The following is a 25957-nucleotide window of genomic DNA, read 5'->3' on the forward strand; positions in this document are numbered from 1 at the left end:
AAAAAGTGATAAAATGTTAGTAAGTACTTACTAATATAAATCTACTATCAAGGCACTGTAAGGTAAAAAAATTTAAAGATTGGGGAGATAAGAATGAATAATAAATTAACTCATAGCTTTGCTTTATTTGCTTTAATCTCAGGTTTTTTTATGGCAATTTTAGATTCAAACATAGTTAATATTGTCTTACCTGAAATGACAATCAGTTTTAACACTTCGGTAGAACATATTTCTTGGGTTATAAATAGTTATAATTTAGCATTTGCTGTTTGTTTGTTACCTATGGCAAAATTAGCTGATCGATTTGGACGTAAAAAGTTTTATGTAATAGGTTTATTTGTATTTATAATTAGTTCTTTATTATGTGGACTATCTATTTCATTGGAAACAATAGTCCTATTTAGAGTAATTCAAGGAATTTCAGCAGCTATAATTGTTCCGGTGGCAATGCCTTTAGGTTTAGAATTAGTACCAAAAGAAAAGCAAGGGATTATAGGAGGAATAATGGGGGCCTTTGGAGGACTTGCTGCAGCTATAGGACCGGCTTTGGGGGGAATACTAAGTGATCAATTAAGCTGGAAGTGGATTTTTTTCATAAATATTCCTATAGGATTGATTGCCTGTGTATTAGTATTGATTTTATTTAAAGAATCTTATGATGAATTATCAGAGAAGAAAATAGATTGGTTAGGGGTATTGTTATCTTCTCTATTTTTATTTACTTTAGTTTTAGCTTTATTAAAAGTGAATGACGATAGTTGGAACAAAGAGTATATAATTTTATTATTTGTAATATCTATTATTAGTTTTATAAGTTTTATTAATATTGAAAAAAAATCAAAGTATCCAATATTACCACTTTGGCTATTTAATAATCGTCAATTTTCAGTCGGAAATCTATTGCTATTTATAGTAGGAATGGGTATGATGAATATCATTTTTTTATTATCATTTTTTTTAACACAGGTTCAAGGAATAAGTGAATTGAAAGCAGGTCTGATAATTAGTGTATTGGCCATATTTTCTATGATTGTGACAACTATAATGACACCTATAGCCACTAAAAAAGGTAGTAGATGGATAGGAATGGCAGGAATGTTGTTATTAGCTGTTACTACTTACTCTTTTACTACAATGTCTACAGATTTTACAAGTTTAGATTATATTTGGCGAGTAGCAGTAGGTGGGGTAGGAACAGGATGTACACTTGCTCCAATATCTACTACTGCAATTTTAAGTGTTCCTGTTAATAAGTCGGGTATGGCTTCTAGCATAACAAATATATCTCGTACTATTGGTAGTATATTAGGTGTAGCAGTTTTAGTAGCATTACTAAATAATCAATTGGAATCACAACTAAATCTGGTCAAAAAAGAAATGGTAAACAAAGTTGAACATACAAATATGCCAAAAGAAATAAAAGAGAAATTAATTATAAATGTTCAACAAATAGATAGAAAACATATGAAAGACACATCTTCTAAAGATTCTTTAGAGAAATTTATTTATCAAATAGAAGAAAGAAAAAAAGTTGCTATACATAATACTCCTGAAGAGCTTGCAGAAAAAGTAAATCAAGATTTTGAATTACAAGAAAAAACAATCTCGGATATATATCAGGATGCAAAGAAGCAATATAAAAAAGCGATTACTAATAGTTTTAATAATACGTATAGATATAGTTGTATTATTTTGATTTTAGGAATTATTTTTTCGGTATTTAATACAGCAAAAAGACAGGAATCTGTATATTATTTAAAATCATAAGCAGTTTGTGTAGTACAGATTTTATGAAATTTAATGTGAGGTAGGAGCAGATGCAAATAATCGCCGTAAATATATCAGAGGAGCTTTCTGTCAATGATTTTGAAGAACTTCTTAGCTATGTTCCATTAGAAAAACAAAAAAAAATAAAGAGTTTTTTGCATTTTAAAGATGCAAAACGAACATTAGTTGGAGAAATATTAGTTAGATCTATACTAGGTAAACAGTTATCATTAAAGAACAAAGATATTAATATATATTACAATGCCTATGGTAAGCCTTATATAAAGAGAGAGGGAAATTATTTCAATCTATCACATTCAGGAGATTGGGTGGTTTGTGCATTTGATTCATCACCAGTGGGAATTGATGTAGAAATTATTAAATTGATAGATTTAAGTCTAGTGCTATCTTTTTTTTCCACTGAAGAAGCGGAATATGTATTTTCCATTAAATCACAAAACGAACAAATTAATAGATTTTACGATTTATGGACTTTAAAAGAGAGTTATATTAAAGCGATTGGGAGAGGGTTATCGATACCTTTGGAGTCATTTTCAATTGATTTAAGAAATTATTTAGAAATAATTAAAATGAAAAGTTTATTGGATAATCGATATTATTATTTTAAAAAATTATTCATAGATGAAAATCATAAATTATCTATCTGTACTATGCATCCACAAATATCTAATGAAATTGTATTTAAAAAGATTAAAGAGATTATCTCTTTAATGAAAGAGAATGCTTAACTAAAATAACGGCTTATACTAAAACAAAATTGCTGTTGGGGGTTTGTGGGGACCTAGAAGAGTGATAAAGAAGTTTCTTTTAATACTCATAGATTAATAACAAAAGAAAATACAGTGTTTTTTTGCGGTTTTTAGTATTTGTTATAATGGAGAATTTATAGCACAAGAAATTATAAATACAAATATAATTAAAAAATTACTAACGAGGATTATGAAGGTGGGGGATTTTTGTTAATTGAAAACAATTAGTATTCCATAATTTTAATTATCGGGTGTGAAAAAAGGGGAAATATGTATGGTTTACTGCCTATCAATCGTACTTAATATTATGCAAGTTGAGTGCGGACAAAATATAAAGATTTAAGGATACATACAATTGTGTGCTTCATGATGTAATAAGTGAGGATATAAGATCATTGTAATAGTTAGGTGTCGTGCAAATATATATAACATAAACATCTTTTAATATTTGTAGAGGTATATTAAAAAGCTTCATTTTAATAAAATCAAAATGAAGATAAAGTATCTAGAAATTAGGAGGAATTACGTGAATGAGGAATTAAATTATCTGGCTGAATCCTTTATAGATTGCCAAATAGCTACTGAGAAAATAATTGGGTCAGAATATAGTGATTTTATAGCCCTTGCTAACCTATCAAAAGAACTAGCATCTTTTAATAGATTTACAAATGTAGAAGTAATAGACCTTTGGCGGAATTATCGGATTAATAAATATATACAAAGAAAATATAGATTAACCCCTCATTATTACAAAGGATTTAAAGAAATAGTAGGATTAGATAACATTTATTTGTGTAAAAAAGCTCAGGGATTTTTTTGTACTTTTCAATTTGGTGATTTTAATCTCATTGATTATCAATTATGTAAAATATTTAAAACAAATGTTTTTTTAACTCGAAGTAAATATTTGAATATTTCCGATTTAAAAAAGATTAAGGAAGATGAGATTTATCCTGGTTTGTTATTTTTAGATAACTTTTTGTGTAAGTGGATTAGTACAGAAGATAATAATACAACTTTTTTAAACCTAACATTTAAATCAGAAGCAATTAATTTATTATGTTCATTAAAAAAACCGTTATGTTTATTGATTGCTGATAAGAATAGAAATGGAGAATCACGTTTGGTAGCCTATAATTTATTTAAATCAATACATGTAGGTCAGAATAAAAAACAAAAATTATTTACATGTATATTAGAACCCTTTAATTTGAAAGTGAGATTATATCCTCATTTATGGGGATTATGGGATAAACTCTACACTTATGAAATAAGGAGTGAGGAAAATCTTAAATTTACAAAATTAGAAGTTGATTGGTTTGATAATGATAAAAGTTTAGGGCTAAATATAAAGACGGGAAATATATTGAATTTGGAAAAAAGTACAAAATCTAACCTTAAAGTTCTAGAGCGAGTATAGTGAAATGGATACAACTTGATTGATAGATTTTAAAGAGAGTTAATAATCATGTAGAGAAAGCTCGCTGTTAAAGAGCAAATTATGATTTGTCTACTACAACGAGATAGTTAAAGTATTCTATGGATAAAATTATAAAAAATTCTAATTTTTTAAAGTTTAATACATAAATTATTGTGGCATTTCCTTACAGTACCATCTTTTTTAGAAAAATGATGGTAAATTGAAGGTAGATAGTATCGATAAAATTAATTGCAATGAAGAGAGTATAAAAAACAATGTAAATGAAAAGATAGTGGTTAAAAAATAGAGAAAAAGACACCAAATTTTATGGTGTCTTTTTTTGTTTAAGGATATCAAAGAAATTGTTATATTATGAGTTTCTATTGTGAAGCCATAAAGAATAAGCGTATAATATTATAGGTCTCACATTTGCGAGACAAACCGCGAATGATAAATAAGATTGTTGTTTTATCATCGCTTCTAAACATATATACAATGAAAGTAACACTGGAATACAGATAGGGAGTTATAAAATGAAATTAATTATTGCCGAGAAACCAGATCAAGGGTTGGCTCTTGTTTCACAGTTTAAATATCGCCGGAAAGATGGATATTTAGAAGTAGAAGCGAATGAGTTATTTCCAAATGGAGCGTACTGTACATGGGCAATTGGTCATTTGACGCAGTTATGTAATCCAGAGCATTATCACGCAGAGTGGAAAAAATGGTCACTTAATACGTTACCGATGATTCCAGAGCGTTTTCAATTTGAAGTTACAAAGTCAAAGTATAAGCAATTTAACGTTGTGAAACAGCTGTTACATAATCCACAGGTAACAGAAATTATTCACGCAGGCGATGCTGGGCGTGAAGGGGAACTGATCGTACGAAATATTATTAATCTTTGTAACGTGCAAAAGCCGATGAAGCGTCTATGGATTTCGTCTTTAACGAAGCAAGCAATTTATCAAGGGTTTAAAAATTTACTTGATGAATCAGATACAATTAATACGTATTACGAAGCATACACAAGATCTTGTGCTGACTGGGTTGTTGGCATGAATGCATCACGTGTGTTTAGTATTTTGTTAAAGAAAAAAGGAATGAATGATGTATTTTCTGCTGGTCGTGTCCAAACACCAACGTTAGCATTGATTGTAAAGCGTGAGAAAGAAATTGAAAACTTTAAGTCAGAGCCTTTCTGGGAAGTGTTTGCAACCTTTAATATAGAAGGAAAGAAATATGACGGGAAATGGGAGAAGGATAATGAATCCCGCTTAAAAGACCCTGATATGGCGAATAAAATTGCGGCATTTTGCCAAGGGAAACCGGCTGTTGTGAAGGAAATGAAAACGGAGCGTAAAGAGTTTCAGCCGCCGCTTTTATTCAACTTATCATCACTGCAAGCAACGGCAAATAAAGCCTTTAAGTTTTCACCGAAAAAGACGCTTGATATAACGCAAGCACTCTATCAAAAAGGGATTGTTTCTTATCCACGTTCAGATTCTAACTATGTTACTCAAGGAGAAGCAGCGACTTTCCCTGATATTTTACAGAAGTTAAGTCAGTTTGATGAATATAAAGGTTTATTACCGGCTCCGGTTGAATCCATTATGAACAATAAGCGTTATGTAAATGAAAAGAAAGTAACAGATCACTACGCGATCATACCGACAGAGCAAGTTACAAATCCAAGCAAACTATCAGGTGATGAAAAGAAAATTTACGATATGATCGTAAGAAGACTAATTGCGGCGCATTATGAAGTAGCGATTTTTGACTATACAACGATTACAACTCTTGTAGACGAACGTGCTGCGTTCATTTCGAAAGGAAAACAGCAAATTCAAGAAGGTTGGCGTAAAGTTATTTTCCAAGACGATAAAGATGACGAAACCATTCTTCCAATTGTAGCTGAAGGTGAAGAAGGAAAAGTTGTAAAGGTGAAAGTGAAAGAAGGAAAAACACAGCCACCGAAGCGTTATACAGAAGGACAACTTATTACGTTAATGAAAACAGCCGGTAAGTATTTAGAGAATGAAGAGCTAGAGAAGGTATTGAAGAAAACAGAAGGTTTAGGTACGGAAGCGACCCGCGCGGGTATTATTACGATGCTGAAAGACCGTAAATATATAGATGTAAAGAAAAACCAAGTGTATGCGACTGATAAAGGAAAAGTATTAATTACCGCAATTGGTGACAAAATACTAGCTTCACCGGAAATGACTGCGAAATGGGAACAACGTCTTGCGGAAATTGGTGAAGGTACAGCTTCACCAGCTACATTTATGGAACAGACGAAAAAGCTATCAGCTAAAATTATTGAAGACGCAGTGGAAATGTCTGAGAAGTGGGATTTCACGGGACTACATGTTGAATCGATTGAACGAAAAGGATCGAAATTTACAACGGGTAAAAAGGTTGGTAGCTGTAAAAAATGTGATGGCGATGTAATTGATAAGTCAACGTTTTACGGTTGTTCTAACTATAATACAACGCAATGTGATTTCACCATTTCAAAGAAGATATTAAGTAAAACAATTTCGCAAAAGAATATGACAAAGCTCTTAAAAGGTGAAAAGACTGATTTAATTAAAGGCTTTAAAAAGGGCGAGAAAACGTTTGATGCGAAATTAGAGTGGAAAGATAATAAGATTAATTTTGTATTTGAGAATTAATTTGTTAAAAGAGCATGACAGTTTTATGTCATGCTCTTTTGTTTTTTCTTTTATATAAAATTTAACGATAAAAAAAACCCTTTAAATAATAATTTTTTATTGTAAAACGATAAATTTTGTATTAAAATCAAAATCATAATAAATGAGTGAGGTGCTTTTGTTAAAAGGTAACAACCTTATTTTTAAAATTAGAGGAGGTATAACTATGAACATTAACAATTTGATTGTTAAACATATGGATAACCCCCATGAGTTGGAGAAGATGTATAGAAAAGATCCGAAAGCTTTTAAAAAAGCATTCTCACAAGCATGGGACCAAAACCCTGATTCTCAAATTCTAGGTGCTTGGTATGAAAGGTTGCATTTTAAGGAGAAAGTAAATAAAGAAAAAACATCTTTGTTTCAAAAAGGTTTCTTATTCATGGGCCTTTTAGCTATTCTGGCCGGCATAAGCACTAGAATCATTTTCCACTTTGTTGAGCAGGAAGCAATTGCTCCAATTAATTTGGCTTTTGGTGTAATTCCCTTTATTGCTGCTTATTTTGTTTACAATAATAAGCCGAAAAAAAGTATTATTTATTCCCTTATAGCGTTATTCCTAGTTTCCGGGGTGTATCTTAATACGTTGCCAATAAATTATAAAGACAGTACCATCCTTGCGTATTTACATCTTCCTATATTTTTATGGGTCTTAGTAGGGCTTGCATTTACAGGAAATGAATATTCAAAAGGCAGTACAAGATTAGCCTATATTAAATTTAATTTAGAATATTGTCTTCTCTACGGGAGCATGGCAGTGAGCGGAATGATACTAGCAATATTCACCATGCGTTTATTTAGCTTTGTTGACTTAGATATAGGAGAATTCTATTTTAGTAATGTTGTTTTATTTGGAGCAGCGGCTCTCGCTATTGTGACTGCATACTTAGTATCAATGAATCTTAAGCTTGCTAAAAATATTACACCATACATATCTAAAATTTTTAGTCCTCTCGTCCTGATTACCTTGCTTATCTATCTTATAACGGTAATTTTGGTCGGGAAAAATCCATTCTTGGATCGCAATTTCCTAATGGCCTTCAACGGAATACTGCTTGGTGTATTGGCTGTTACTATATTTTCTATCGTTGAGAGTGACTCAGACGAGAAAAAGAGTATTTCAGATTATATAAATTTTGCCTTAATTGTTCTGGCACTTATTATTGATACTGTTGCATTGTCAGCCATCGTATTTAGACTTTCTTCTTACGGGATTACACCTAATAGACTAGCTGTTTTAGGTGTAAACATACTGATCTGGGCAAATCTAATTTGGATTATGTTTTCCTATATGCGTTTCTTGCAAAATAAATCAGGACCAAAAGCTATCCAAGATGCCGTTACGAAGTATTTGCCAATATACGGACTTTGGGCAGCTTTCGTCATATTTACGTTTCCTATCATTTTTAATTAGAAAGGATCTGTTAATGCGGGAGTGGTGAGGGCTAATAATCATTGGGGGATGAACAAAACCCCCAATGATTAAAGTTTCACTTTATTATAATTGGTATTATTATGTTTGTAGTTTCGGTAATTTCATTTGTAATGATAAATAAGAAATAAGTGTTGTATGTAATCTTTCCATAATAAAAAACGTCCCAAAATGGGACGTTTTTTATTATGCGTATTGCCGTTTTTTCTTAATAAGCAACAAAACTTGTGACACACCAGCTAGTACTGGTAACTCAATCAATGGTCCAATAACGAGTGCAAGTGCGATAAGAGGCTCATCTGGAAAAGCGGTCACAGCGATAGCGAGTGCAACAGGTGAGTTTCTTGCTAACGTTGTTAAGCTTAGACTTACTGTATCTTTGTAAGATAAATGCATCATGCGCCCGATAAATTGTCCTAGTAAAAAATTAATGATGAAGAACAATAGAACAGGAACGAGTAATAATAAAACGACATTCATATTTTGCAGTAAATATTTACCTTGTGATGCAAACATCGCTACTATTGCTAAACTTAAAAATACAATTTGAGCAGAGCTGAAAAACGGAATGAGTTTATTCTCGAGAGTTTCAGCTTTTTTCATTTTATTCATAATGAATTTTGTAGCGTGTGCAAGTATAAATGGTAAGACGATTACGATAACAATACTTTCTACTAAAACAAAAACCGCTACAGTTTTCATGACACCAGCAAATAAAAATAAATAAATTGGAAGGAGTAGAACTTGCAAAATTAAATTTACAGGTAAAATTGCAGTAGAAAGTGCTACATTTCCTTTCGCTATTTCAGTAAAGATTAAGTACCAATCTGTGCATGGAGTAACCATTAACATTATAAATCCAACCCAAAGTGCTGGATGATCTGAAAGAAATAGTGCCCCTAACCCCCAAGCGAGTAAAGGTGTCCATAAGAAGTTAATAGTAAGACTTGTTCCAGCAAATTTTAAATTGCGAAATCCGTTTTTTATTTCTTTTAATGGGATGCTGAGGAATAATCCATATAGCATAAAAAATAAGAAGGGAACAATAAACTTGTCTGAATACGTATGTATCATATTAAATTGTCCGAGTACGATGCCGCATGTAACAGCAAAAAGAATAATAAAAGTTTGAATCTTTTCTATAGTGCTCATGAATAAATCCTTTCTATATATGAATTTTCCTCTCTAAGTTTATTATACAAGTAATAAAGATGTATTTGGTGTTCAATTGTATTTTAGTTAATATTTTTAAATTGAGATTTTGTTTTTTATTAAAAGTTACTTGACTAAAGTAAGTTGATATATTACAATCACTTACATAAGGTAATTAAATAACAAAAAGTTTTGATTGGCTTTACTTAAGGTATCAATTGGAACTTTTTATTAGAATAAGAATTTTTATGATGATGAATAATGAATATGATAAGAAAGTTTAGGTGAAGAAAATGGGATTATTTAGCTCGTTATTTGGTAAAAAAGAAGAAAATAAGAATGTAGAGGGGAATAAAAAAATGTCAAAAGTATTATTTGTAAAAGCAAACGATCGTCCAGCGGAGCAAGCAGTTAGTTCAAAAATGTATGAAACATTTGTAAGTACTTATAAAGAAGCAAATCCAAATACAGAAATTACGGAATTAGATTTATTTGCATTAGATCTTCCTTATTACGGAAATATCGCGATTTCAGGTGGATATAAACGTAGCCAAGGCATGGAGTTAACAGCTGAAGAAGAGAAGGCAGTTGCTACAGTAGATCAATATTTAAATCAGTTTTTAGAAGCTGATAAGGTTGTATTTGCATTCCCATTATGGAACTTTACAGTACCAGCACCATTAATCACATATATTTCATACTTATCTCAAGCTGGAAAAACGTTTAAATATACAGCAAATGGCCCAGAAGGTTTAGTTGGTGGTAAAAAAGTAGTTGTGTTAGGTGCTCGTGGTTCAGATTACTCTTCAGAACAAATGGCTCCTATGGAAATGGCAGTTAATTACGTAACAACTGTACTTGGATTCTGGGGAATTACAAATCCAGAGACAGTTGTAATTGAAGGGCACAATCAATATCCAGATCGTTCACAACAAATTGTTGAAGAAGGTCTAGAAAACGTTAAAAAAGTAGCAGCGAAATTTTAATTCATGATAGTAAATGGAAAAACCAACATGGATGACCATGTTGGTTTTTTAGTCTATTTTTCATGTTAAAAAATGTATATTTATAAAATAAAAGAAAAGTTCGAAAATAGTATTGCAAAATATTATATAGCAAACTATAATGAGTTCAAGAATAGTTGATACTTAAATTAAATATTCAGAAAATTCAATTAGTTAAAATTGGAAAATGAGATAAGGAAATTTGAATGGGGGTTATATTATGGCGAATAAAGTACCGTTTTCGTTCATAGTAGTTATTGGATTAATGTTATTTGCACTATTTTTTGGAGCGGGAAATTTAATTTTCCCAGCGATGCTTGGTCAATCAGCAGGAGAGAATGTATGGATTGCTAACGCTGGATTTTTAGTAACTGGTGTTGGACTACCATTACTAGGTGTACTAGCATTTGGTTTTTCAGGTAAAGATGATTTGCAGTCATTAGCAAGTCGCGCTCACCCAGTGTTCGGGATTGTGTTTACAACAGTTTTATACTTAGCGATCGGTCCGTTATTTGCAATACCGAGAACAGGAAATGTATCTTATGAAATTGGTCTTAAGCCGTTTATGCCAGAGGGAGTAGGTTCTACACCTTTAATTCTTTTCACAATTATATTCTTTAGCATCACTTGTTTTTTTTCGCTAAATCCCGCGAAAATTGTCGATATTGTTGGAAAAATTTTAACGCCAATTAAGTTGACTTTCATCGGTATTTTAGTAATCGTTGCTTTTATACATCCGATTGGAGATATGCAAGCACCAGTGGAAGCTTATACATCACATGCATTCTTTAAAGGATTCCAAGAAGGATACTTAACGATGGATACGCTCGCATCATTCGTATTCGGGATTATTATCATTAATGCAATTAAAGAAAAAGGTGCAAAAACGAAAACACAAATTATGGTCGTTTGTGCAAAAGCGACCATAATTGCAGCATCTATTTTAGCAATTATCTATACAGCTCTTTCTTATATGGGTGCTTCAAGTGTTGCAAAGCTTGGACATTTAGAGAACGGTGGAGAAGTATTAGCGAAAGTTTCTAACTACTATTTTGGATCATACGGCGGAGTATTATTAGGATTAATGATTACAGTAGCGTGTTTAACAACTAGTGTGGGACTTGTATCAGCATGTTCTTCATTCTTCCATAAGTTATTCCCAAATGTTCCTTACAAAGCAATTGCAATCACGCTCTGTGTATTTAGTGCCATTGTTGCAAACGTAGGATTAACACAATTAATCGCAGTTTCTGTTCCAGTATTAACAGCAATTTATCCACTAGCAATCGTATTGATTTTCTTAACATTCTTCCATTCATTATTTAAAGGAAGAGCGGAAGTTTATCAAGTAAGCTTGATCGTAACATTTATCATCAGCTTATTCGATGGATTAAGTGCAGCTGGAGTTAACATTGAAGTAGTAAGCCAAGTGTTCACTAAATTCCTTCCGATGCAGGAAGTAGGACTAGGCTGGATCTTCCCAGCGATTATCGGTGGATTTATCGGATATGGCATTAGCATTTTAAAAGTGAAAAACCAAGTTCAACCAGCAACTAGAGCAGATAAGAAAATAGGTTAAATAAAAAAAGTTATAGACTTGTTTCTATAGCTTTTTTTGTTACTATTAATAATGAGAAAAAATAAAGTAGTAGGGGAAATAAAATGAAAAAAACAATTGATCATATCGGAATCGCAGTTCGTGATATAGATAGTACGATACGTTTTTATGAAAATGTGTTACTAGGAACTTTAATAGATCGTTACGTAAGTGAAGCTCCTGGTGTGGAAAGCGAAGTAGCCATTCTTGAAGTGGATGGAGATAGAATTGAATTACTTGCACCGACGAATAATACGACATCTCCAATTGCCCGTTTTATTAAACAAAAAGGTAAAGGTGTTCATCACGTTGCGTATCGAGTAGATGATTTAGATGTGGCTTTAGAGGAATTGAAAGAACAAGGTATTCGAACGTTAAAGCATACACTTCGAATTAATAAACACGGCAGAAGATTAATCTATCTTAACCCAGCGGATACAGAGGGAACAATCATAGAGTATTGTGATTATCCGGAAGAGAAATAGAAGAGGGATATTTTTTAAAAGGTGTTACGTAATAACGTAATACCTTTTTATTTATGTATTTCACACTTTCTTCACAAATGATTCACGATAACTTTTCTTCTTCAGGAACTTACGTAAATATATTTTATGATATAATAACAATCGACTTTAAAAATGTAAGTAGTATCTATGAAGGTAGTTACTATTATATTGGAAGTTTAGAGGTGAGAGAGAAATAAATAGTTATACTGTATAGAAGATTATATTTAATAAGGTTAATATTTCGCCCGATAATCAAACTTGGAAAGTTAAAGGAATGGAAGTATAGCGATGAGTAAGAAAGAAGTGAAGTGATTGTGAAAGTAATGAGAAAGTTAGGGACATGGTTATTAATTGCATGTGTGCTTATCATATCGATACCGAAAAGTACATCTGCTCATGCGTACGTTGTGAAATCAAACCCTGTTGAAAATGAAACTTTGAAGAAGGCACCATCTGTTGTGAAAATCGAATTCGATGAGGACATACAAGTTTCAAGTTTTAATACATTGTACGTGAGGGATACATCAGGTAAAAGGGTCGATTTGAAAGATGCTCATATTGATAAAAAAAACAAAAAACTATTAGAAGCAGGGTTAAAAGAAAATCTGAAAAACGGACTCTACTCTATTCAGTGGAAAGTGATTTCAGCTGATGGACATCCAATTCAAGGAGTTATTCCGTTCCGAATTGGGTCAGCGGAAGCGGGAGCAGATGATGTACAAGTAGAAGAGATGGGGTATGTCCCGCAAATAGATATGATTATGGAACGTGGGGTTCTATATACAAGTTTCTCACTATTTATAGGAGTGCTATTCTTTAATCTTATTATGTATAAAGGGAATGCAACCTCGGTTCGATCAAGGAGTAAGAACATAATATGGATTTCCTTATTTGGGATATTTATTAGCTTGTTATTCAATCTACCACTACAAGCAAAAATAAATGCAGATGTTTCATGGCTAGAAGCATTCAATCCTTTACTCTTAAAAGAAACGTTACAGCTTTCTGTTTTTGGATATGTATGGATTACTCAAATGGTTCTTATTAGTTCACTTATAATTGTTACGTATTTTGCGATGAAGTGTGGGAAGCTATCGTCGTTTAAAGTATGGAGTATTCCAATAGTATTGTTTATCGGGATACTTGTTATGAAAGCCTTTAATAGTCATGCATATGGTTTGAAGTTTAAAGAGATTGCTGTCGTTATGGATTTTCTGCATTTATTTGCAGCTTCATTATGGATTGGCGGTCTATCATCCATTATTCTTCTTTTACGTAAAGAGGATGACAAGTGGAGTATGTATTGGGATATGATTAAGCGTTTTTCACCGTGGGCAACAGGTGCTGTCATCGTGATTTTAATAACAGGTCTTTTTAACAGTACATTTTTTATTCCAACAATCCACTCTTTATTTGATACGAAGTATGGATTAGCTTTATTAGCAAAAATACTTTTATTCATTTTCATGGGGATATTGGGAATTGTACATTATGTGAAAGGGAAAATGAGAGCGCAGAAGGGATTAGGCGCTACGGTGAAAGTAGAGTTTATCATCGGAATTATCATTTTTGTCATCGTAGCTTTTATGACAAACGTACAAACACCACCGATGCCTCCTACTGGACCTTTTACAGAAAGTAAGCAACTGGATAATGGGTATGAACTTACTTTACATGTAAGTCCTAATAAAGTAGGACAAAATACATTTCATATTACTTTAAAGGATGAAAACGGACAACCTGTTACTGATATGGAGCAAATTATTTTAACTACTCAATCATTAGATATGAATATGGGAAAAGGTTCATTTAAAGTTTCAGCAGTTTCACCGGGAGAATATGAAGCAGAAGGTATGTATATTAACATGACAGGAAACTGGAATATACATGTTCATGGATTAACAAAATCTCTGGATAGCTTCGATACAGATTATAAATTTATTGTAGGTGGCAGATAAAGAGGCGTTATAGATGAAAGGGAGTTAATAGAAAATGAAACGTATAAAAAAATTAGGAACAACAATGATCGCAACAATAATTGCAATGGGAATCTTTTCGTTACCTGTTAGTGCTCATGTGACGGTAAAGCCAGAAACTTCTGATGTTAATTCATGGGAGACTTACACAATAAAGGTACCAGTTGAAAAAAATATAGCAACAACAAAAGTCACACTAAAAATACCGTCTGGCGTTGAGTTTCAACAGTATGAGCCAGTGCCAGGGTGGAAAGTGGAAGCGCAAAAAGATAGTGCTGGAAAAGTGAAAACTGTAGTATGGGAAGCGACAGGAGAAGGGATTTTAACCGGTCAATTCCAACGATTTACTTTCGTCGCTAAAAATCCGGATAAAGAGCAAAAAATAGCTTGGGACGCATATCAACAATATAAAGATGGAGAAATTGTTGAATGGACAGGCGATGAAAAAGCTGAAAAACCACATTCACTTACTACAATTGCAAAAGGTACGTCATTAACAGGAGAACATGGTGAAGTGTCTAGTGTAGAAAAGAATGAAGGCACTAGTAATATGCAAGTAATAGCGATTGTCTTATCTATTTTGGCGATTGTATCGTCGGTTGGTGCGTGTGTTTTTGTAGTACGTCGTAAAAAGTAAGACGTAAGAAAGAGCCTACAAACAGTAGGCTCTTTCTTACGTTTATTTCAATTCAACTTGCTGCCTTATAGCAAGTGCTTTTGGTTTTATATTTACAAAACAAATGCTCACAACAATAAATAATAGCCCAATAAATAAGCTCATTGTAATGGCCTCATGTAAGAAAATTGAACTTACAATAATAGCGATTAGTGGAATGAGGAATGTATAAGCCCCAACTTTACTTGCTTCACCAGCTCCAACAAGTGTGAAGTATGCAAGCCACCCCATTGCAATAACGAAGAACGAAATAAAGAGAAGTACGCTAACAAATGGTATACTCCAAGCGATACTAGACCAGCTTTCAAACTCTGAACCAAATCCAATTAAGCAAAGCCCGCCAATAATGAGCTGAAGTGTTACCATCCAAATGGAATTAACGCGGTGCCCAGTCTTCTTAATAAATACTGTTCCAAGTGCCCAGCCAATAGCGCATCCTATCGCGAGAAGGATTCCGATAATAGAGATATGTCCAGTTAAACTACTAGAGCTAATGACACCCACGCCAATAAATCCAAGAACAAGCCCAAAAATTTTTAAGCCGTACATAGATTCTTCAAGCCAAATCCATGAGAAAATGCCGAGTAAAACAGGTTGTAGAAATACAATGGCGGAAAATAACCCAGCTGGCATATATTGAAGGCCTACAGTTTGTAATCCGTAAAATATAATGATGTTAAGTAAAGAAGAAATAACGTATAAATGCCAAGTTTCTTTTAAGTGTAACTCTTTGTATTTCGGTAATGCGAAAAGGAGTAAAATGAATCCTCCAATTAAAGTTCGAACGCCTGCAAATAAAACGGGTGGTGTATAATGCAGGGCAAACTTAGATAAAGGCCAATTGATTCCCCACATGAAAACGAGAAAGGTAAGGATTATGGCCGTCTTAGTTCGAGAAAGCTGTGTCACGGTAAGACCTCCTTGTTGTTATTCATTTCACTATGATATGATATCGACTGTAATAAATAAAATGAATCTTTTTTATGGGGAGTATAAGTGATTAGTTATGACCATTACACAACTGCAAGTATTAATAAAAACCGTTGAGTTAGGTAGTTTTACGAAGGCAGCTCGGGTGTTAAATATGACGCAGCCAGCTGTTAGTCATGCGATTTCAAGTATTGAGTCAGAGATAGGAGTTACGATTCTTATACGTGATAAACGAAAAGGATTAATTGTTACGGATGTAGGAAACAGAATTCTTGTACATATTAGAGAGATTTTGAACGGTGTAGAGAAGATTGAACAAGAAGTTGCGATGGAGAAAGGGCACGAAGTTGGGACGATTCGAATTGGGAGTTTTCCGAGCGCTTCTGCACATTTCTTACCCAAAATGATAAACCTTTTTAAGGAGAAGTATCCGAACTTAGAAGTCGTTCTTTCTGAAGGAACGATTAAAGAAGTTGAAGATTGGTTAGTATCGAGGGTTATTGATATAGGAATTGTTATTTTGCCTAATAAAGATATGGAGATTGTTCCATTAACGAAGGGGAAAATGGTTGCTATCTTAAGAGAGGATCATCCTCTCTGTAAGAAGGACGCTCTTACAATTTGTGATTTAGAGAATGAACCGATCATATTATGTAAGGGTGGATACGAACCACCCATTATTGATATGTTTAAACAAGCAAACGTACCACTTCGGGCTGAATATGTAATTTCGACAGTTACTACAGCTTTAAATATGATTCAAGAAGGATTGGGCATTGCAATATTAGCTGAATTATCTTTAACGAATTTACCAAAAAATGTGCAAACGAGAGAATTGGAACCACAAGTATGGAGAGAAATTGCTTTAGCTGTTCCTTCATTAAAGGATTCTTCAATCGCTGTGCAGCTATTTATTGAAGAATTTCAATCGCTATTTGCAGAATAAAAAGAGGTGTCTCATATATCATAATGGGACACTTTTTAATTTACTTATAAAAAATCTATGAAAAGGATTGACTTATTTTTTAGTTGTAACTATAATGATTACATCGAGGTGGTGATTACGATGAAAATTAGTAGCCGCTTTTCCATAGCTGTTCATATTTTATCTATTTTGAAAAACAATCCATCTTCACTTTGTACTTCAGACTATATGGCTGAGAGTGTCAATACAAATCCAGTAGTCATTCGTAAAATCATGTCGTACTTGAAACAAGCTGGCTTTGTTTACGTAAATCGTGGACCGGGTGGCGCGGGATTACTAAAGGATTTATATGAAATCACATTGTTAGATGTGTATCATGCAGTGAACGTAGTCGAAGAAGACAAGCTATTTCATATTCACGAGCAACCGAATCCAGATTGTCCAATTGGGGCGAATATTCAAGCGGTGTTAGAAATTATTTTAATTCAAGCACAATCCGCGATGGAAGAAGTTTTGAGAAATATTACAATGGGGCAGTTGTTTGAAACTTTGCAAGAAAAAATGAATGCTTAAATCCTATTTATATTTTTTTGTCATTAATGTAACTGATTTGATTACAACAATAAAGGTAAGGTGTAAAAGTTATGACTGTAAAAATGAAAGTATACTCAGATTTTATATGTCCGTTTTGTTTTTTAGCAAAAGGTCCATTAGATGAGGTAGCGAAAGAGAAAGATGTAGAGATTGAATGGATGCCATTTGAATTACGTCCAAGTCCATATTCAAAAATAGATCCATGGAATGAACCAGAAAAATTAGGTTCATGGGATGCTTTCATTCTTCCGACAGCGAAGAAGTTAGGAATTGATATGCGCTTGCCACGTGTTTCACCACATCCATATACACATTTAGCTTTCGAAGGATGTCAATTTGCGAAAGAACGTGGACTAGGTAATGAGTATCATCACCGCGTATTCACAGCATTTTTCCAAGAAGAGCAAAACATTGAAGATATTGATGTGTTAACAAAATTAGCGGTAGAAGTAGGACTTCCTGAGGCGGAATTTAAAGATGCTTTAGTAATTCGTAAATATAAAGAAAAGCATCAAGAAGCAATTCAACACGCATATGATGAAGCGAATATTATGGCTGTTCCAACTGTCATGATTGGAGATGAAGTCATTCAAGGGCTTGCTAGTAAAGAAACACTAGAAAGGGTCATTGATAAAGAAATTGAAAAGGATAAAACAAATTCATTTGAAGGTATGCAATGTAATACCGATGGATATTGCTAATTCGCTTGTTATGAAATAACAAAATAAATTATAAAACAAACATTTGGAGGAATTAAAATGTCAGCAACTACAACAAACTTAAAAGAAGCAATTGTGAATCGCCGTTCAATTCGTAAAGTAGCAAAAAACGATGCAATTACGAAAGAAAGAATTGAAGAAGTGTTAAAAACAGCTTTACACGCACCAACATCTTTCAATATGCAAAGTGGTCGTATGGTTGTATTAATGGATGGAGAGCATGAAAAGTTTTGGGATATTGTTAAAGAAACACTAAGAGCTCGCGTACCAGCAGAAAACTTTGAAGCGACTGTAGAAAGACTAAAAGGCTTCCATGCAGGTGTAGGAACAGTTCTATTCTTTGAAGATCAAGCAACTGTACAAAAAATGCAAGAAAATGCGCCATTATATAAAGATCAGTTCCCATTCTGGTCTCATCAAGGAAATGCGATGTTACAACATACTGTGTGGATGCTATTATCTGCTGAAGGAATTGGAGCGTCATTACAACATTACAACCCAATCGTAGATGCTGAAGTGAAAGAAACTTGGAACATTCCAGCAGAGTGGAGCTTAGTAGGTCAAATGCCATTTGGTGAACCAAACGAACAACCAGCAGAAAGAACGTTCTTGCCTACTGAAGATGTAGTGAAATTTTATTAAGAAATACAATATGTAACGAGAAGGAAGCTGTGCTGAAAAACAGCTTCCTTTTTTGTAGTGGTGTTAATTTATGTGCATTTAGGGAAGAAATATAAGAAATAATCCGGTGAGAAGGGAATTAGAAAAATGAATGATGAGAAAAAGTATACAGTGGTAGGTACTGATGTTGAGGAAGTAAAGCGTTTAAATAAAAATTCAGGATTAACGTATAATCAAGTGAAAGAAATGTTAGCAAAGCAAATGCAAAAAAAGAAGTAATTAGATTGAAATCTTTCATTTTTTCATTTAGCATTTTGATTGGAGAGAGTTAAGTAAAAGGTAACTCTCTTTTTTGTATAGCTAAGCATCTTATAGAGTGGAGGAAGCAACATGAAGAAATGGGTAAAGGTAACGCTGTCTATCACTGGAGGCATTGTCTTATTAGCGTGTGCCGGCGGATATTACGTGTATAAAAATTATTTTCCAAAGGAACCTGAGCGTATTGTATATGATAAAGAAAGAGTGCTACAACCGATACATAATCAGCTTAAAGGAATCAATATAGAAAATGTAAAGATAAAAGAAAAAGAAGTCGTAAATGCGACTGTAGATGAGCTTCAAAAAATGATTGATGATGGAAAGTTGTCATATGAAGAATTAACGAGTATTTATCTCTTTAGAATACAAGAACATGATCAAAATGGAATAACATTAAATTCTGTTACAGAGATAAATCCTAATGCGATGGAAGAAGCAAGAAAGTTAGATCAAGAGCGGGGTAGAAACAAAAATTCGAATTTATATGGTATTCCTGTCGTTGTAAAAGATAATGTACAGACGGAAAAAGTGATGCCGACTAGTGCAGGAACTTATGTATTAAAAGATTGGATTGCAGATCAAGACGCAACAATTGTGAAGCAGTTGAAAGAAGAAGGAGCATTTGTTTTAGGAAAAGCGAATATGTCTGAGTGGGCGAACTATTTATCTTTTACAATGCCAAGCGGGTATAGCGGGAAAAAAGGACAAAATTTAAACCCGTACGGTCCGATTACATTCGATACTTCAGGATCAAGTTCAGGATCTGCTACAGTAGTTGCGGCGGATTTTGCGCCGCTTGCAATTGGAACAGAAACGACGGGATCGATTGTTGCACCAGCGGCGCAGCAATCAGTAGTTGGGTTACGTCCATCTTTAGGTATGGTAAGTAGAACAGGAATTATTCCATTAGCTGAAACTCTTGATACAGCAGGACCTATGGCAAGAACAGTAAAAGATGCAGCAACGTTATTTAATGCAATGATAGGTTATGACGAAAAAGATGTTATGACAGAAAAAATGAAAGATATAGAAAGAATTAATTATACAAAGGATTTATCAATAGATGGATTAAAAAGGAAAAAGATAGGGCTTCTTTTTTCTGTAGACCAACAAGATGAAAATAGAAAAACAGTAGCAGAAAAAATAAAAAAAGACCTTCAAGATGCAGGTGCAATATTGACTGATTATATTCAGTTAAACAATGGGGGTGTAGATAATTTGCAAACTTTAGAATATGAGTTCAAGCATAATGTAAACGACTATCTTTCACAGCAAAAGAATGTACCGGTAAAATCGTTAGAAGAGATTTTAGCGTTTAATAAAAAGGATAGTAAAAGACGAATAAAGTACGGACAAACATTAATTGAGGGGTCTGAAAAATCTGCTATAACGAAAGAAGAGTTCGAAAACGTAGTACAAACGAGTCAAGCAAATGCAAAAAAAGAGCTAGATAGGTATTTAGTAGAACAAGGTTTGGATGCTCTAGTTATGATTAATAACGATGAAGTTCTTCTATCAGCTGTAGCTGGTTATCCGGAATTAGCGGTTCCTGCTGGATATGATAAAAATGGAGAACCAATCGGTGTAGTGTTTGTAGGGAAACAGTTTGGTGAAAGAGAGCTTTTCAATATGGGATATGCGTATGAACAGCAGTCTAAAAATAGAAAATCACCTAGTTTATAAAAAGATTATATGAAAAATAACTGGAGTCCACCGAAATATGTTGGTGGATTCCAGTTAAACGAATCTAACAATATGAAAAGAAAAAAAGGATTCTTCTTAATTAGTAAGAAAGATTGTCTATAGGAGTTCATAAAATGTAATATATTCAATTTCCATCCATTGAAGGGGGAGGTTAATTTTTAATGAATGAAGTAAAGAGTTTTTTTCGAAGTAGAGGGTTTCAACGGTTTCTCGTTTTAATAATAGTAGCGCTTGTATTATATGCATTAAAAAGTATGATCAATTTAATATTAATTACGTTTATACTGACGTTTTTAATGGATCGATTTCAACGTTTTATTTCAAGAAAATTGAAAGTAAACCGGAAAATTGTTATTGCATGTTTGTATATAATACTAGTTTCCTTTATAGGCACAACGTTATATAAATATTTACCTGTGCTGACGATACAAATTTCACAATTAATTTATCAATTTAAACTGTTTTTTCAAAATCCACCTGATAATGAAATCGTTAAATATGTACTTTCGACAATTAATGGGATGGAAGTATCAAAATATATAGAACAAGGTGTAGATGTTATATATCAATCAATAGCAAATATAGGGAAGGTAAGTTTACAAATATTATTATCTCTAATTTTAAGCTTATTTTTCTTATTAGAAAAAGAGCGTATTATTACATTTACATCTAAGTTTAAAGATAGTAAGTTAAAAATCTTTTATGAGGAAATTGCATATTTTGGTGAAAGATTTGCAAGATCGTTCGGAAAAGTAATTGAAGCTCAGTTTTTAATTGCCGTTGTAAATTGTATTCTTACTGTCATTGCATTAATTGTTTTAGGATTTCCACAGCTACTTGTATTAGCTGTTATGGTTTTCTTACTAGGGTTGATTCCTGTTGCAGGTGTGATTATTTCTTTGTTTCCACTTTGTATCATTGCTTACAACGTAGGCGGAGTTATGTACGTAGTATACATACTCGTGTTCATAACAGTAATCCACGCTCTTGAAAGTTATTTTTTAAATCCGAAGTTTATGTCTGCAAAAACAAATTTACCAATCTTTTATACATTTATGATTCTCATCTTCTCAGAGCATTTCCTCGGAATATGGGGGCTTATTATCGGGATACCAATCTTTATCTTTTTATTAGATGTACTTGATATAAATAATGAGGATGCGACTAAAAAATAAGAAATGATAGAAAATCATTAAAAGGTCATAGGGGATAATTAAGATAAAAAAGCAATCCAAAATAAATTGGATTGCTTTTTTATCTTAATTAAAGAACCGGAGCCATTGTTTCTTTTAATACTTGAACAGAGTGATCGAATTTTAATTCTTCTTCTTCACTTAATTCAACCTCTAAAATTTCACGAACACCGCCGCGATTTAAAACAGCAGGCACCCCGATATAAACATCTTTTTGACCATATTGACCTTCTAAGTAAGCTGATACAGTTAATACACTATTTTCGTCGTTTAAAATTGCTTTTGTAACACGTAGAAGTGACATACCGATACCATAATAAGTTGCGCCTTTACGCTCAATAATATGGTAAGCTGCATCACGGACGTTTATGAAAATTTTGTCTAAATCTTCTTGATTATACGTGTTGTCTTTTTCAAGCAGTGTTTGTAGTTTTTGGATACCAACGGAAACATGACTCCAAACAGGAAGTTCAGTATCGCCGTGTTCTCCGATAATATAAGCGTGAATGTTGTGTGGACCAATATCGAAGTACTCACCTAACATATAGCGGAAACGAGCAGAATCAAGCGTTGTACCAGAACCGATTACACGTTCTTTCGGTAAACCAGATTCTTTCCAAGTTACGTAAGTTAAAATATCTACAGGGTTTGTTGCGATTAAGAAGATGCCATCAAATCCGCTATCCATAATACTGCGAACGATTTGTTTAAAGATTTTAGCGTTTTTCTCAACTAAATCTAAACGTGTTTCGCCTGGTTTTTGTGGTAATCCAGCTGTAATAACTACAAGGTCAGCATCTTTACAATCTTCGTAGCTGCCTTTCCATACTCTAGTTGGAGCTGGTGCGAATGGAACAGCATGACTTAAATCCATTGCCTCCCCTTCAGCTTTTGCCTCATTTACATCGACTAAAACAAATTCTTCAGCTACGGCTTGGTTAATCATGCAGTAAGCATAACTACATCCAACTGCTCCTGTTCCTACTAATACAACACGGTTAATACCTTTTTTCATTTCAAAATTCCTCGCAATTTCATTGATTTTATTATGTAAGATAATACGTCTTACTTCTATAGAGTCATATCTAGTTTATTACATTTTATAAAAGATATTCAAGTATTTGAAAATGTATCCGTGCAAATCCGCGAACAAAACATAGGAATTCAGTGAACCGAATATAATTCAGTAAAATCCTTTGTAAAAGGGGAAATGGCATGGGGAACCCATTAGCAATGGAAGAAATGCTTCATATTATTCATGCAGGGCTTGTCAAAAAGAATAACCCAAAACGGATTACGATTGCAGGTGCAGGGATTTCTGGATTAGTTGCAGGTTCTTTATTAAAAGAGGCTGGGCACGAAGTAACGATTATAGAAGCAAATAACAGAATAGGTGGCAGGGTGTATACGATTCGGGAACCATTTAGTGTGGGTTTATATTTTAATGCGGGACCGATGAGAATCCCTGACACCCATAAGTTAACCTTAGCGTATATTCATAAATTTAAACTACCTTTAAACCTTTTTATAAATAAAACTTTTGCAGATATCATTTATACGAATAACATTCAAACGAGATTGAATGTGTTTGAAAATGATCCAAGTGTACTTGAATATCCGGTTTTGGATAAAGAAAGAGGAAAAACGGCAGAAGAGCTAATGATTGAGGTATTAGAACCAATACTAAATTATATTAAGAAGGATCCTGATAAAAACTGGCTTATCGTTGAAAAAAAGTATAAAACGTATTCGCTTGGTTTATTTTTAATGGAGTATTATTCAGATGGTGCAATAGATATGATTGGGGTACTTCTTGATATGGAAGCTTATATGGGAATGTCCTTAATTGAAGTATTACGTGAAATGATTTTCTTTACTTCAACGACAAAATATTATGAAATAACTGGTGGAATGGATAAGTTATCGAATGCATTCTTACCACAATTAAGAGAACATATTTTAATGCCATATAAGGTTGATAAAATTATACAAGAAGATAATAAAGTAATGTTACAAGGAAATCATGAACAAACGTTAGAGCAATTTACAATAACAAGTGATTTTGCTATTATTACAATTCCATTTTCAGCGTTAAGATTTGTAGAAGTTCAGCCATACTATTTATTCTCTTATTTTAAAAAAAGAGCAATTCGTGAATTAAATTATATTGCTGCAACTAAAATTGCAATAGAGTTTAAAAGTAGATTTTGGGAGAAAGCGGGACAGTGTGGCGGTAAATCTATTACTGATTTACCGATACGGTTTACATACTATCCGAGTTATGGCATTCATACTCCAGGACCAGCTATCGTAATAGCAAGTTATACGTGGGCAGATGAGGCGTTAACATGGGATAGTCTCCCGCAAAGAGATCGTATTCGTTACGCATTAAAAAATTTAGCGGAAATATATGGTGACATCGTCTATAGTGAGTTTGTCACTGGAACATCTTTTAGCTGGAGTAAAAATCCGTATTCTTGCGGTGCATTTACAGCTTTCGAACCAGGCCAAGAGCTCGAGTTATTTCCGTATATTACACCACCATCTGGAAAAGTACATTTTGCAGGAGAGCATACGACATTAACACATGGATGGATGCAAGGGGCAATTGAGTCTGGAGTAAGAGTTGCATATGAAGTAAATGAACAGTGAATCTCTTATATTTACAAATGGTCATTCTTTTAATAAAATGATAAATATAAATCGTAATTATTACGCTTTGAATACATTTGAAGTAAAGAAATGGATGGTCGGTTGAATGAATAAAGTGGAGATTCATATATTAGGTGGTTTTTTAGGTAGTGGAAAATCAACATTATTACAAAATTTATTGTTAGCAGAGAAAAAGAAGAATAGAAAAGTTGCAGTATTAATGAATGAAATTGGTGAATACTCGGTAGATACAGATATTATTGGAAAAGAGAATGTTTTAAGAGAACTTCTTAAAGGCTGTATTTGTTGTACGTTAAAAGAAGAGCTTGAAATACAATTACATTCGTTATACCAACAAGAAAGACCAGATGTCATTTATATAGAAACGACAGGTGTTGCGCATCCAATTGAAGTGTTAGACGCGTGTGTCTCGCCAATTTTAGCTCCTTTCCTGGAAGTGAAATCAATTGTAGTCGTTTTAGATGCAGTAAGGTGGTTAAACAAAAGTATATTAAGTGCAAATGTACAACAGCTATTGCATGAGCAACTGAAATTTGGTAGTCACATTCTTGTTAATAAAGCAGATTTACTAACAGATGAAGATAAGAACATAGTACTTGAAGAAGTAAAGACAATAAATGATCATGCGAAAATGTATGAGACAAAGTATTGTAATATATCTTTAAAAGATATAGAAGAAGCAGAATTTCCAAATGATGAGGAACATGAGACACTACACGTTAAACAGCATTTACATATACAAACGATGACGTATCAATTTACGAAACCGATTGATCAAGACAAATTATATGAATGGCTTTCGAATTTACCAGATAGTATTTATCGAGTGAAAGGCTTTGTGAAATTCCATGGAGATAAATACCCTCACCTATTCCAATATTCGTTCGGAGTACCGACTTTACTGGAACAAGATTTCGGTTTCCCAACAAACTTAGTAGTAATTGGAGAAGGAATAGATAAGAAACGATTGGCTGAAGGGTTAGAGAAAGTAGAACTTAACTCTAATTAAGGTGAAAAGACTAACTTAAAAAATAAGTTAGTCTTTTTGTATGGCCATTACTAAAATGAAACAGTATTTTCAATTGGATTGCAGAATATATATTGATTGTATGTCCGTTTCCATTACATAGGAAGGTGATTATATATTTGTGCCGAATGTAGAGGGTACTACAAGAGTTTTCCATTATCTATCGTATTAGTTAGTCATGATTACGGACAGGGGATTTTGGCGTGTTTGATTCTATCAGAAAGTAAAGTATGGGG

The 25957-nt window shown here is 33.1% G+C and carries 23 protein-coding genes; 20 read left to right on the forward strand and 3 right to left on the reverse strand.

From position 1 onward, the window contains the following. The first annotated feature begins 93 nt into the window (after positions 1-93). From NZ044_RS09485 to NZ044_RS09505, 5 genes are all read left to right on the forward strand, one after another. Positions 94-1767, forward strand: a complete 1674-nt coding sequence (locus NZ044_RS09485) for an MFS transporter (protein WP_340949694.1) — start codon at positions 94-96, stop codon at positions 1765-1767. Positions 1768-1817: 50 nt separating this feature from the next. Beyond that, positions 1818-2516: a 4'-phosphopantetheinyl transferase family protein gene (locus tag NZ044_RS09490; protein ID WP_098506309.1), complete on the forward strand. Its 699-nt coding sequence runs from the start codon at positions 1818-1820 to the stop codon at positions 2514-2516. 547 nt (positions 2517-3063) lie between these two features. Then, positions 3064-3957 carry a hypothetical protein gene (locus NZ044_RS09495; RefSeq protein ID WP_098506306.1) on the forward strand — a complete coding sequence of 298 codons (894 nt, stop codon included), beginning with the start codon at positions 3064-3066 and terminating at the stop codon, positions 3955-3957. Positions 3958-4490: 533 nt separating this feature from the next. Next, positions 4491-6635 carry a DNA topoisomerase III gene (gene topB, locus NZ044_RS09500; protein ID WP_098506303.1) on the forward strand — a complete coding sequence of 715 codons (2145 nt, stop codon included), beginning with the start codon at positions 4491-4493 and terminating at the stop codon, positions 6633-6635. A 205-nt stretch (positions 6636-6840) separates the two neighbouring features. Beyond that, positions 6841-8088 (forward strand): DUF4153 domain-containing protein, encoded by a 1248-nt coding sequence (locus tag NZ044_RS09505; protein ID WP_001024710.1) that lies wholly within the window; start codon positions 6841-6843, stop codon positions 8086-8088. 204 nt (positions 8089-8292) lie between these two features. On the opposite strand, the gene NZ044_RS09510 is transcribed toward NZ044_RS09505, so the two are convergent. After that, positions 8293-9258 (reverse strand): arsenic resistance protein, encoded by a 966-nt coding sequence (locus NZ044_RS09510; RefSeq protein WP_000103813.1) that lies wholly within the window; start codon positions 9256-9258, stop codon positions 8293-8295. Positions 9259-9551: 293 nt separating this feature from the next. Between NZ044_RS09510 and NZ044_RS09515 the strand changes: the two genes are divergently transcribed. The 5 genes from NZ044_RS09515 to NZ044_RS09535 all read left to right on the forward strand — a co-directional run bounded on the left by NZ044_RS09515 (position 9552) and on the right by NZ044_RS09535 (position 14978). After that, positions 9552-10244 carry an FMN-dependent NADH-azoreductase gene (locus tag NZ044_RS09515; protein WP_000522502.1) on the forward strand — a complete coding sequence of 231 codons (693 nt, stop codon included), beginning with the start codon at positions 9552-9554 and terminating at the stop codon, positions 10242-10244. Positions 10245-10482: 238 nt separating this feature from the next. Further along, positions 10483-11841, forward strand: a complete 1359-nt coding sequence (brnQ, locus tag NZ044_RS09520) for a branched-chain amino acid transport system II carrier protein (protein WP_001284783.1) — start codon at positions 10483-10485, stop codon at positions 11839-11841. An 83-nt stretch (positions 11842-11924) separates the two neighbouring features. After that, positions 11925-12344: a VOC family protein gene (locus NZ044_RS09525; protein ID WP_000750851.1), complete on the forward strand. Its 420-nt coding sequence runs from the start codon at positions 11925-11927 to the stop codon at positions 12342-12344. Positions 12345-12673: 329 nt separating this feature from the next. Then, complete coding sequence (locus NZ044_RS09530) at positions 12674-14323, forward strand: copper resistance CopC/CopD family protein (RefSeq protein WP_002083252.1); 1650 nt, start codon at positions 12674-12676, stop codon at positions 14321-14323. A gap of 34 nt (positions 14324-14357) precedes the next feature. Next, on the forward strand, positions 14358-14978 hold the full coding sequence (locus NZ044_RS09535; RefSeq protein WP_000821388.1) for a YcnI family copper-binding membrane protein: 621 nt from the start codon (positions 14358-14360) through the stop codon (positions 14976-14978). Between the two features lie 42 nt (positions 14979-15020). Here NZ044_RS09535 and NZ044_RS09540 read toward each other — a convergent pair whose 3' ends face one another. After that, positions 15021-15926: a DMT family transporter gene (locus NZ044_RS09540; RefSeq protein ID WP_000192804.1), complete on the reverse strand. Its 906-nt coding sequence runs from the start codon at positions 15924-15926 to the stop codon at positions 15021-15023. A gap of 97 nt (positions 15927-16023) precedes the next feature. On the opposite strand from NZ044_RS09540, the gene NZ044_RS09545 reads away from it, so the two are divergent. The 7 genes from NZ044_RS09545 (at position 16024) to NZ044_RS09575 (ending at position 22003) form a co-directional block, all read left to right on the forward strand. Then, positions 16024-16893 carry a LysR family transcriptional regulator gene (locus NZ044_RS09545; RefSeq protein WP_118961891.1) on the forward strand — a complete coding sequence of 290 codons (870 nt, stop codon included), beginning with the start codon at positions 16024-16026 and terminating at the stop codon, positions 16891-16893. Positions 16894-17013: 120 nt separating this feature from the next. Next, positions 17014-17445, forward strand: coding sequence for an Rrf2 family transcriptional regulator (locus tag NZ044_RS09550; protein ID WP_000704085.1), 432 nt, complete (start codon positions 17014-17016; stop codon positions 17443-17445). Between the two features lie 71 nt (positions 17446-17516). Further along, positions 17517-18167, forward strand: coding sequence for a DsbA family oxidoreductase (locus NZ044_RS09555; RefSeq protein ID WP_000216666.1), 651 nt, complete (start codon positions 17517-17519; stop codon positions 18165-18167). 57 nt (positions 18168-18224) lie between these two features. Then, entirely contained in the window at positions 18225-18827 is a 603-nt protein-coding gene (locus NZ044_RS09560) for a nitroreductase family protein (RefSeq protein WP_001277013.1), read from the forward strand. 126 nt (positions 18828-18953) lie between these two features. Further along, entirely contained in the window at positions 18954-19085 is a 132-nt protein-coding gene (locus NZ044_RS09565; RefSeq protein ID WP_000997344.1) for a hypothetical protein, read from the forward strand. Between the two features lie 111 nt (positions 19086-19196). After that, positions 19197-20807: an amidase family protein gene (locus NZ044_RS09570; protein WP_098506300.1), complete on the forward strand. Its 1611-nt coding sequence runs from the start codon at positions 19197-19199 to the stop codon at positions 20805-20807. Between the two features lie 182 nt (positions 20808-20989). Continuing rightward, on the forward strand, positions 20990-22003 hold the full coding sequence (locus NZ044_RS09575) for an AI-2E family transporter (RefSeq protein ID WP_001006602.1): 1014 nt from the start codon (positions 20990-20992) through the stop codon (positions 22001-22003). An 88-nt stretch (positions 22004-22091) separates the two neighbouring features. On the opposite strand, the gene NZ044_RS09580 is transcribed toward NZ044_RS09575, so the two are convergent. After that, complete coding sequence (locus NZ044_RS09580) at positions 22092-23036, reverse strand: L-lactate dehydrogenase (RefSeq protein ID WP_000715322.1); 945 nt, start codon at positions 23034-23036, stop codon at positions 22092-22094. 200 nt (positions 23037-23236) lie between these two features. Between NZ044_RS09580 and NZ044_RS09585 the strand changes: the two genes are divergently transcribed. From NZ044_RS09585 to NZ044_RS09595, 3 genes are read left to right on the forward strand one after another with little or no spacing between them, the layout of a single operon-like run. Continuing rightward, positions 23237-24673, forward strand: coding sequence for a flavin monoamine oxidase family protein (locus tag NZ044_RS09585; RefSeq protein WP_000527999.1), 1437 nt, complete (start codon positions 23237-23239; stop codon positions 24671-24673). Beyond that, on the forward strand, positions 24663-24779 hold the full coding sequence (locus NZ044_RS09590; protein ID WP_001987043.1) for a hypothetical protein: 117 nt from the start codon (positions 24663-24665) through the stop codon (positions 24777-24779). Before NZ044_RS09585 ends, NZ044_RS09590 begins: the two co-directional genes overlap by 11 nt. Next, positions 24780-25703 (forward strand): CobW family GTP-binding protein, encoded by a 924-nt coding sequence (locus NZ044_RS09595; RefSeq protein ID WP_001044926.1) that lies wholly within the window; start codon positions 24780-24782, stop codon positions 25701-25703. Positions 25704-25957: the final 254 nt, after the last annotated feature.

This window comes from Bacillus sp. FSL K6-1338, assembly GCF_038006965.1.
In the GTDB taxonomy this organism is placed as follows: domain Bacteria; phylum Bacillota; class Bacilli; order Bacillales; family Bacillaceae_G; genus Bacillus_A; species Bacillus_A thuringiensis_S.

What these genes read in the sequence shown, in the direction of transcription:
- NZ044_RS09490 (WP_098506309.1), top strand. Translation starts at nt 1,818, where the DNA reads ATGCAAATAATCGCCGTAAATATATCAGAGGAGCTTTCTGTCAATGAT.
- NZ044_RS09545 (WP_118961891.1), top strand. Translation starts at nt 16,024, where the DNA reads ATGACCATTACACAACTGCAAGTATTAATAAAAACCGTTGAGTTAGGT.
- NZ044_RS09510 (WP_000103813.1), bottom strand. Translation starts at nt 9,258, where the DNA reads ATGAGCACTATAGAAAAGATTCAAACTTTTATTATTCTTTTTGCTGTT.
- NZ044_RS09555 (WP_000216666.1), top strand. Translation starts at nt 17,517, where the DNA reads ATGACTGTAAAAATGAAAGTATACTCAGATTTTATATGTCCGTTTTGT.
- brnQ (WP_001284783.1), top strand. Translation starts at nt 10,483, where the DNA reads ATGGCGAATAAAGTACCGTTTTCGTTCATAGTAGTTATTGGATTAATG.
- topB (WP_098506303.1), top strand. Translation starts at nt 4,491, where the DNA reads ATGAAATTAATTATTGCCGAGAAACCAGATCAAGGGTTGGCTCTTGTT.
- NZ044_RS09595 (WP_001044926.1), top strand. Translation starts at nt 24,780, where the DNA reads ATGAATAAAGTGGAGATTCATATATTAGGTGGTTTTTTAGGTAGTGGA.
- NZ044_RS09580 (WP_000715322.1), bottom strand. Translation starts at nt 23,036, where the DNA reads ATGAAAAAAGGTATTAACCGTGTTGTATTAGTAGGAACAGGAGCAGTT.
- NZ044_RS09550 (WP_000704085.1), top strand. Translation starts at nt 17,014, where the DNA reads ATGAAAATTAGTAGCCGCTTTTCCATAGCTGTTCATATTTTATCTATT.
- NZ044_RS09575 (WP_001006602.1), top strand. Translation starts at nt 20,990, where the DNA reads ATGAATGAAGTAAAGAGTTTTTTTCGAAGTAGAGGGTTTCAACGGTTT.
- NZ044_RS09570 (WP_098506300.1), top strand. Translation starts at nt 19,197, where the DNA reads ATGAAGAAATGGGTAAAGGTAACGCTGTCTATCACTGGAGGCATTGTC.
- NZ044_RS09590 (WP_001987043.1), top strand. Translation starts at nt 24,663, where the DNA reads ATGAACAGTGAATCTCTTATATTTACAAATGGTCATTCTTTTAATAAA.
- NZ044_RS09535 (WP_000821388.1), top strand. Translation starts at nt 14,358, where the DNA reads ATGAAACGTATAAAAAAATTAGGAACAACAATGATCGCAACAATAATT.
- NZ044_RS09560 (WP_001277013.1), top strand. Translation starts at nt 18,225, where the DNA reads ATGTCAGCAACTACAACAAACTTAAAAGAAGCAATTGTGAATCGCCGT.
- NZ044_RS09585 (WP_000527999.1), top strand. Translation starts at nt 23,237, where the DNA reads ATGGGGAACCCATTAGCAATGGAAGAAATGCTTCATATTATTCATGCA.
- NZ044_RS09505 (WP_001024710.1), top strand. Translation starts at nt 6,841, where the DNA reads ATGAACATTAACAATTTGATTGTTAAACATATGGATAACCCCCATGAG.
- NZ044_RS09515 (WP_000522502.1), top strand. Translation starts at nt 9,552, where the DNA reads ATGGGATTATTTAGCTCGTTATTTGGTAAAAAAGAAGAAAATAAGAAT.
- NZ044_RS09525 (WP_000750851.1), top strand. Translation starts at nt 11,925, where the DNA reads ATGAAAAAAACAATTGATCATATCGGAATCGCAGTTCGTGATATAGAT.
- NZ044_RS09485 (WP_340949694.1), top strand. Translation starts at nt 94, where the DNA reads ATGAATAATAAATTAACTCATAGCTTTGCTTTATTTGCTTTAATCTCA.
- NZ044_RS09565 (WP_000997344.1), top strand. Translation starts at nt 18,954, where the DNA reads ATGAATGATGAGAAAAAGTATACAGTGGTAGGTACTGATGTTGAGGAA.